This is a genomic window from Streptomyces sp. NBC_00057, from assembly GCF_045041165.1.
GTDB lineage: Bacteria > Actinomycetota > Actinomycetes > Streptomycetales > Streptomycetaceae > Streptomyces.
The window spans coordinates 5,052,952-5,061,145 of record NZ_CP108256.1 but is presented as its reverse complement, the minus strand read 5'-3'; the positions used below and the strand labels follow the sequence as shown (position 1 = coordinate 5,061,145).

The 8,194-nt window shown below is 68.4% G+C and carries 7 protein-coding genes; all 7 read right to left on the bottom strand.

Annotated features, from left to right (window positions below):
* Positions 1-145: 145 nt before the first annotated feature.
* Entirely contained in the window at positions 146-1,168 is a 1,023-nt protein-coding gene (locus OG953_RS23895; RefSeq protein WP_405686734.1) for a methyltransferase, read from the bottom strand.
* Positions 1,165-1,809, bottom strand: a complete 645-nt coding sequence (locus tag OG953_RS23890; protein ID WP_405692022.1) for a DUF6875 domain-containing protein — start codon at positions 1,807-1,809, stop codon at positions 1,165-1,167. Before OG953_RS23890 ends, OG953_RS23895 begins: the two co-directional genes overlap by 4 nt.
* Before the next feature lie 117 nt (positions 1,810-1,926).
* Positions 1,927-2,697: a thioesterase II family protein gene (locus OG953_RS23885; protein WP_405686733.1), complete on the bottom strand. Its 771-nt coding sequence runs from the start codon at positions 2,695-2,697 to the stop codon at positions 1,927-1,929.
* Between the two features lie 55 nt (positions 2,698-2,752).
* Entirely contained in the window at positions 2,753-4,714 is a 1,962-nt protein-coding gene (locus OG953_RS23880; protein ID WP_405686731.1) for a BTAD domain-containing putative transcriptional regulator, read from the bottom strand.
* A gap of 413 nt (positions 4,715-5,127) precedes the next feature.
* Positions 5,128-5,943 carry a class I SAM-dependent methyltransferase gene (locus tag OG953_RS23875; protein WP_405686729.1) on the bottom strand — a complete coding sequence of 272 codons (816 nt, stop codon included), beginning with the start codon at positions 5,941-5,943 and terminating at the stop codon, positions 5,128-5,130.
* On the bottom strand, positions 5,900-7,204 hold the full coding sequence (locus tag OG953_RS23870) for an acyltransferase (protein WP_405686728.1): 1,305 nt from the start codon (positions 7,202-7,204) through the stop codon (positions 5,900-5,902). Before OG953_RS23870 ends, OG953_RS23875 begins: the two co-directional genes overlap by 44 nt.
* The gene (locus OG953_RS23865; RefSeq protein ID WP_405692020.1) at positions 7,197-8,135 is read right to left on the bottom strand and encodes an alpha/beta hydrolase; all 939 of its coding nucleotides are present in this window, start codon (positions 8,133-8,135) and stop codon (positions 7,197-7,199) included. The genes OG953_RS23870 and OG953_RS23865 overlap by 8 nt, the downstream gene beginning before the upstream one ends.
* Positions 8,136-8,194 lie beyond the last annotated feature (59 nt).

Below are 8,194 nucleotides of genomic sequence, written 5' to 3'. Positions count from 1 at the left end.
CGCCCGGCCCCCGGTCCCGCCTATCCGCCGGACGGAATCCGGCGGATACGGCCGAGGACATGGCGACCGGAGGAGGGGCCACATTTCAAGTAATTTTGGGTGAATTCCCGTCCGACAGGGGTCTGCCGATCGACAGGTCAGCGGGTCAGCCGGGCCGGAATTCCAGGATCGAGAGGTCCGTTTCCGGTGCCCCTTCGACGACGTTGATCTCAAAGCCACACCGGCCGGCCAGAACGCGCCACTCGGTCATGGTGCGTTCCCGTCCGCCAACGGCGGCGAGCATCAACAGATCGTTGTGGACCGCGAGGCCGCCACCCTGCTCCGGAAGCACCCGGTCCACCACAAGGAGCCGGGTCCCCGGACCGCAGACGGCCCGGCAGTTGGTGAGCATCTCCACGGCCTGCGCCTCGGGCCAGTCGTGCAGGACGCTGGCCAGCACGTACACATCCCCGGGCGGTAGCTCCCCGGAGAAGACGTCCCCGGGCGTGAGCCGCACCCTTCCGGCCAGTTGGGGGACGTTCGGCAGGGGCGAGAGCTCAAGGACTTCCGGCAGGTCGTGCAGCACACCCGACAGGCCGGGGCGCTCCGCGAGCAGCTGCTCAAGGAGCCCGCCGGTCCCGCCGCCCAGATCCACGAGGACACCCGTGTCCGGCCAGAGCGCAGATCGCACCAGGGGCGGGTACACCAAGTGAGCGCGTTCGTGCATGTGCTGATGGAAGAGCTGCCGCTCCGCAGGCTTCTCGCTCAGCCGCTCAAACAGAGTGCTGCCGAAGACCTCCTTGTAGCAGGACTCCCCGGTCCGCACGCTGTGCAGAAAGCCCGTCCACAGGGCGAACAGGTCGTTGTCGGCGAACTCGGCGCGCAGCCCGCCCCCCGTGCCGTCGCACAGGAGCCGACCGGCGGGGCGCAGGCCCCACCTGCCGGCCGTCACCTCCTCGACCACGTCGAGCTGCGCGGCGATCCGCAGGACCCGGGTGAGAGCGCCCTCCTCCGCACCCACCATGGCGGCCAGCCGAGCGGCGGTGAACGGCCCGTCGAGCAGGGCGTCGGGCACCCGCAGCTCGGACAGGACGTAAAGGACCCGGCCAGGCACAGGGCTCGCGAGGAGCTGCAACCGCTCGGCCTCGGCGGTCAGGTCCACCGGGTCGGCCGTGGCGTCCGTGGTCATATCGAAGCGCTGTCGTACGCCCGGCGGGCCGCTTCCTCGGCGCTCTCCAGGCGGCTTGGCCAGCTGCCCGTGAGGGTGTCGCCGAACAGCCGCCGGAAATGCTTCAGATACGTCAGCTGCGCCTCGGGATCCACGTGGTCGCCGCTGAGGAAGGCCAGGTCGGTGAGCATCATGTGACGCATGGCCAACAGCGGCAGCGGGCTGTCGAGCGGCCGGAAGGCCTCGTTGTGCAGGCCCGCCACATCGTGCCTGGGCCAGAACTCGCCCAGCATCAGACCCCGTTCGACGAAATCGCCCTTCAACTCGCCGTGCGCGCGTGCGATCAGCGCGACTATCTCGTCGTCCGGCAGGCCGTGCGGCACGATCACCGAGGTGAGGTACGCGCGCCTGTTTCCGGCCGACTCGCCCCGCCGTTCCAGCTCCGAGCGCAGTTCTCCGATTAATGCAAGCAGCGCCGTCAGACCCTCACGGGCGTCGAACGGCAGCAGCTTGGCATGCCCCTCCGAAAGCGACCGGGACATAAACGGGCAGACATCCCCCTCCCGGCCGAGTTCGGGGTGGGGATGTACCAGGAATTCATCCATCCATTTCCGGGCCATGGCAATTCGAATTTCCGACACGCCGCACCTCCCGCAAAACACGGCCAATAATGATCACAGGCTATCGCCCGCATTTATCGGACTCGTATTGGCCGAGTTTTATCGGTGGCCGCCCGGAATGGATGGGCAAATTCCGGGCGGCGCGCTCCTGACCCTGTGTCAGCGGCGGAGTTGCGGAAGGCCCAGGTGGTCGACCACATCGGCCACCAGGGCGCTCTCTTCGGTGACCAGGTAGAAGTGGTCACCAGGGAACACGTGCCGGCGAAATCCGGCTCCGCTTACGTCGGCCCAAGCCGCCAGGTCGGTGGCGGTGACGTCGGGGTCCTTCTCCCCGACGTAGGCGACGACCGGCATGTCCAGGCGCTCCGGCGCCTCGGGCCGGTAGCCCGAAGACAGCTTGAAGTCCGCACGGATGGCCGGGAGCACGAGCTCGCGCACGTCCGGGTCCGCCAGGGCCTCGCCGTCCACTCCCCCGAGGCGGCGGACCTCCTCGACCAGTGCCTCGTCGTCCATCAGGTGCGCAAAGCGGTCGCGCATCCGGTGCGGCGCCGTCTGCGACGACACGAAGAGCCGGACCGGCCCTCGCCCGTGCGCGCGCCACGTCCGCGCAGCGACCTCATAGGCGACCGAGGCACCCATGCTGTGCCCGAAGAAGGCCAACGGCTGCGCGACGTAGGGCTCCAGGGCGGCGGTGATCGCGCCCGCGAGCTCGTCCATCGCATCGACGCAGTCCTCGAGGAACCGGTCCTGCCGCCCGGGGTAGCGCACCGCGAGTACCTCGACATCGGCGGGGACCCTGTCGGGCCACGACCGGAACGCGCTCGCGGCGCCCCCTGCGTGCGGGAAGCACACCAGCCTCAGCGTCGGTCGGTCCACCGGCTTGAACCGCCTGAACCACTTCTGTGCGAGGGCGTTCGCCTCACTGCCCACCCTGTTCACCTCTCTGAAGTCCATTGACCCATCTGATACGTCGCATCGTTCACGCCTAGGCCTGCACGGCGGGGGACAGGCAGGGCGCTTGCTGCCACGGCGCCGCGATGCGGTAGAGGGCGAAGTCCGCGGCGTGGCCGTGCTCTTCACCCGTACCGGCACCCGTACCGGCACCCGCAGCGGTCTGGTCTCCGCCGTCCAGGGGCAGCTCCGGATGCCGGTTCGCCTGCTCCCTTGCGTGCAGCAGACGAAGGCCGAACAGCCGGTAGATAGTCTCCTTGCCCAGGCCGGACGCCGCGACGTCCACCAGACGCGCGTCGACCAGTTCGTCCACGAGCTGTTCCGCACCGATCTGGGTGGTGCGCATCAGGGTCGCCCCCGACTTCACGGAGAAGCACGACATGCGATGCTCCCCAAGTCGCTGGTACAGCAGGGCGGCCCAGGAGCTGAGCCTGCGGTAACTGGCGTCGTAACTGGCCCGCACCCCCTGCTCATCGCGACTGAGCTCGTCGAGCCGACGGTCCTCGTCCGCGAAGCGGTCGACCAGATGCCGGATCGTCCAGTGCGGCCGGGACGCGAGACGCGCTGCGGCGAGGTGCAGGGCGAGGGGCAACCGGTCGCATAGTTCAACGAGTTGCTCGGCGGCGCCCGGCTCCGCGGCCACCCGTTCCTGACCGGCCACCGCGCCCAGGAGTTGGACAGCGGACGACATGTCAAGGGCCTTCAGGGAGAGCTGTAAGGGACCGTACTTGCTGAGCAGTTCACTCAGTTGGCCTCTGCTGGTCACCAGGAGACAGCACTCCCGGTTGCCGGGAAGCAGAGGCTGGATCTGGGCGCTGGACTCGGCGTTGTCGAGCAGCACGAGGACCCGCCGACCGCGCAGAACGCTGCGGAACAGTGCGGCCCGCTCGTTCAGGCCGCTGGGTATCTCTGCGCTCGGCACGCCCAACGCCTGCAGGAATCCGCCGAGTACGTCGCCGGTGCGGACGGGTCCGCTGCCGTTGCCGCTGAGGTCTGCGAAGAGCTGCCCGTCGGGGAAGGAGTCCGCGGTGCGGTCCGCCCAGCGCACCGCGAGGCCGCTCTTCCCGACCCCGGCGGGTCCATGGATGATGCCCACGGCAAGCGACGAGCTCTCCGCGCTGACGTCAAGGAGGCCGTCGAGTAGTTCGAACTCGGCTTCCCGTCCGACGAACGCACTGACATCAGCCGGTAGTTGAGCGGGCGCCACTAGAGAGTTGGCTATGGCCGGCACGGTGTGCACCGGCATGAGCCCAGGGTCGTCCCTCAGGATCCTGTCGTGCAACTCACGTAGTGTGGGCCCCAGTTCCATGCCGAAAGCGTCGACGGAGATGCGCCAGCCCTCGCGGAAGGTCTGCAGGGCATCCGCCCGTCGCCCCAAGCGGTACTGCGCCAGCATCAGATGTGCGCGGGCCTGCTCCCGCAGCGGGTGTTCCCGCACGAGCGCGGACAGTTCACCGATCATGAGCCGGTGCTTTCCCAACTCGAGTTGGAGTCCTGCCTGTTGCTCGTACGCCGCGAGCCGCTGCTCCTCCAGGCGCACCGCCCAGGCCTCCGCCAGATGCCCCGAGACCCCCGCGAGCACCGGTCCGCGCCAGAGGCCCATCGCCTCTTCCAGGAGGGCGGCCGACTCCACGGCGCCCGCTTCCCGCTGAACCTGGGCCACGAGTCGTTCGAACTGGACCACGTCGTTGAGGTGCCCGTCGCCACGCAGGACGTAGCCCGGCGCCTGAGTGGCTATCACCTCGTCGCGGCAGCCGACGGATCTGAAGATCTTCCGCAGGCTCGCGATGCAGATCGCCACCTGGGTCCGGCCCGTGGTCGGCGGCTCACCGTTCCAGAGCGCTTCCATGAGGCTGTCCACGGAGACGATCCGGTCGGGGGAAAGCGCGAGTACGGCAAGCACCGTGCGCTGGCGTGGCCCGCCGACGGCCACCGGCTGGCCATCGGCGAGCACTTCCAACGGACCCAGCAAACGAAATTCCAGCTGAACAGTCATCGTTTCCCCCATGCAATATTTCGTTACTGCCAGTGAACGACTCCCGTGAGTGACCATCCCCGAAGGGGGCGCCTAATTCAGGCCAGATGTCCACCCCGGCGCCGCGTAGGCTAACACGCAGTCAGCCCGCGTTCCGGAGAGAATTTGCGATACCTTGACGGTCCGAATGGAACCCTCTGTGCCGGAGTCCACCAAGGCTCCGCAATTTCCTCACGGCGGGCCGGGCCGGATCGAGGACGATGAGCTTGGAGGATCGGCGCAGGAATAATTGCCTCTGCGGTCCCTAATTCCCCCGCAGGAAGCACTGCCCGTAGGACAAATGGGAAACCCGCACGGCCGCACACCCCCCGCCGAGCACACACGACACAGCCCAGCCGGGAGCTCATCCCGGTTGGGCTCGTCGGCTCGTGCTGCTACGGCAGGTTGAAGAAGATCATCGGGTTGTGCCGGCTGGTCCTGACCGGCGCACCGAGACCGACCCGCTTCTTCACCGCCGAGAGCCTGGCCTCGACCTGCGGGGCCTTGGCCGTCGACGGCGTGAAGAAGTCGACGTTCTGCTCGGCCAGCCACTTGACGAGGACGGATCCCTCGCTGAACGGCTTCGGCCGACGGCCGTGGTACACGTCGTGAACGCTGGTGAAAGTCTTCGGCGGCACCGCGGGGAAGAGGTTCTCGATGTACCAGCGGGCGAACCGCGCCCCGTGGTCCGCGTCGATGAACAGGTAGTCCACGTCCGACGGGATCTTGGGCAGGTTGGTGCGCGCGTCACCCCGGGTGAAGGTCCAGCGGCCCCGGGACAGCTCATCGGGCACATTGTGCACAACGTTGTCGACGATGTCGAAGGAATAGAGGTGCCCGGTGCCATTGTCCCTGAGGGCGCTCAGGATCCACATGGTGGACCACCCGTAGAACGTCCCGATTTCCACGACCTTTTCGGGACGCAGCTCACGCAGCATGAGATACGTTATCTCGGCTTCGAGGTCGTCGAGCTGCGCCTTCATCGAACTCCCGCGCTCCCGGAGGAGGTCGCGCTGAGTGTCACGCACCTTTCCCAGGGAATCTGCGTACTTCTCGTAAAGTTCACCAATGTATTCGATCGGAAATTTTTTCATGTTTCCCCCTGGGAAGATTTCGGCACATGCGCCCACTGCATTGAAATTAGCCAGGAAAAGTCCGTCAGGCATCTTATCCTTGATCGTTTTCAATCCGATATTGGGAATTCGCAACAAAGTGCGAGTTCCTCCTCGGATGCGGTTTCCGCGCCCCGTTGAACAGCGTGAGAAGCGCGACGAGCACGACGGCGAACACCGGGAGCCACGCGGCCCGGGCGAGCAGCCATCCCAGATGTTCCGCCGGGATGTGCAGGCCGGGAAGCAGTCGACCGCTGCCCAGGCCCGCGACGGTGACCAGGAGCAGAGCCGTCTGGTGCCATACCAAGACGGCGATGGCCGAGAAGTTGAGCGTCACGACCACCGTCCACAGCACATTGCCCACGGTGAGGCGCTCGTTGGCGGACAGGGACGGCCGCACCGCCCGGCGCAGCGCGGACCGCAGCACAAGAGCCGCTCCGCACTGGGCCACGCCGAAGGCCACAGCAGGCAGGGCCACCGGGCGGAGAGCGGAGGCGCCCTGGCTCAAGAGGTCCACCGGGTGGGCGGAGTAGGGCCCCCACAGGACCAGGGCGAGTGTGCACAGGCCGCCGCCGACGAGCATCAGGAGCGCGGGGCGCCGCCGGCTGAAGCCTCCGGCCGCCCAGTACACACCGATAGAGAACGGCACCCACCAGCCGACGATCACGTTCAACCCCTGTGCCTGCGCCGGCAGGCCACTGCCCGGGAGCATCGCGTGGGCCGCGTCGAGGGCGGCGACAAGCACGCATCCCGCCACCGCGCCCCACGCCCCGGCACGAAGGGCGAGCGGGGTCGCGGCCGTGAGCAGTCCGAGCACCAGCAGGAACCACAGCGGGGTGAGGGCCACCGTGAGCAGTGTCCGGATCGTCTCGTGGGAGATGTCGAAGGCGAAGAGGCCGACCACCACCAGGGCCCACAGCTGCAGCACGGGGGTCACCGGCCCGAAGCACCGTTTCGTCCGCCCGCTCAGCCAGTCACGGTAGCCGGTCCCACGCGAGCGGGCCGAGTCGTAGGCCTTCGCCGCGACGTACCCGCCGGCCAGGAAGAAGACCGGGAGGGTCGAAAGGGCCCAGGACACCGGGGCGAACACGGACGCTCCACCCTGCGGACTTGCCCCCAGGAGACGGTCGTTGGCGTACCGGACCACGGCGCTCACCAGCCAGTTGCCGACGACCACGCCGAGGACGGCGAGCGCCGCGAGTGCGTCGACGGACCGGTCTCGGTCGGACGGGGTCGTGGCGTCGGTGCGCCGCACCCACTCGCGTATTCGACCGGACTTCCGAGTCGGGACGACGGTGCTCGGGCGGACGGCCTGCTCGTCCGTCCGCGCGGCCCTTGTCCGCAGGTCGAGGTCAGACATGGGCGGCCTTCGGGTCCTTTCCGATTCCGATCAGCGCCAGGTGGCGCAGCGCGGCACTGCCCGGCTTGAAGTAGTCGCTGTGGCCGCCGGCGCCGGCGCCGAAGTCCCGGGCACCGAAGTCGTATGACGTCGGGTCCGTTCCGAGCCCGACCGTCACGCCGAAGGCGGCCACGCTCGTGTGGGGCACCCCCGCGATCCAGTCCTGTGCGCCACGGCCCGCCCACACCCTGGCGGAGGTCCGCAGGTCCGATGCGGATCGTACGATCACGCCCGGACTACCGAGGAAGGCCACGTCCTTCAGGTTCGGCCGGGTCCTGTCGGCCGTGCCGCTCAGCGCAGAAGCGCACACCGCCGTCCCGTAGGAGTGGCACAACATCGCGACCTGGGCCGAGGGGTTGATCTTCCGGACGGAGCCGAGCAGGGACCGGAGCCGGGGGCCGCCGTCCTCCGCGCGGCTCGTGGTCACGATGTCGGTGCTGAGGGTGCGGGGCGCGGGGTAGCCGAACCAGGCGACCACGGCGACCTTGCCGTCGGGGTCAAGTCGGCGTGTTTCGGCGGAGAGCGATTCGGCCGCCCCGTGCAGGGAAGCCCACGGGGCACCGAAGTGATCGTAGGTGTCAAGGGTCGTGTCCGACCCCGGGACCATGACCACCACGTGGTCGGCGCGCGCGAGGTCCCCGAGCACCTCCACCGCCTGCCCGTCGCCGCGCGCGTCGAAGGAGAGGAATTGCCTGCCGGGTGCGTCGAAGGCCGCGAGGCGCTGGGCCCGGCCGTCGTCCCCGAGTTGTCGGGCCGCACGCGCGGCATCCGCGATGTACCGGTGGTTGGCGTCGTAGCGGTCCGCGAGGGTATCGGCCCGGACCGCGTCGAGCCGCGGCGGTTCCGGTATCGGCGAGGAGTCGAGCCGTACCGCGGCGATGGTAAGGAACACGATCAACGCGGCTGCGAGGGCCGCGCGTATGCCTCGACCCGGCCGTAGGGCTCGCATCA

Excerpts from the sequence above, each read along its gene's own strand:
- OG953_RS23870 (WP_405686728.1), bottom strand. The coding sequence starts at position 7,204 with ATGTCTGACCTCGACCTGCGGACAAGGGCCGCGCGGACGGACGAGCAG.
- OG953_RS23880 (WP_405686731.1), bottom strand. The coding sequence starts at position 4,714 with ATGACTGTTCAGCTGGAATTTCGTTTGCTGGGTCCGTTGGAAGTGCTC.
- OG953_RS23895 (WP_405686734.1), bottom strand. The coding sequence starts at position 1,168 with ATGACCACGGACGCCACGGCCGACCCGGTGGACCTGACCGCCGAGGCC.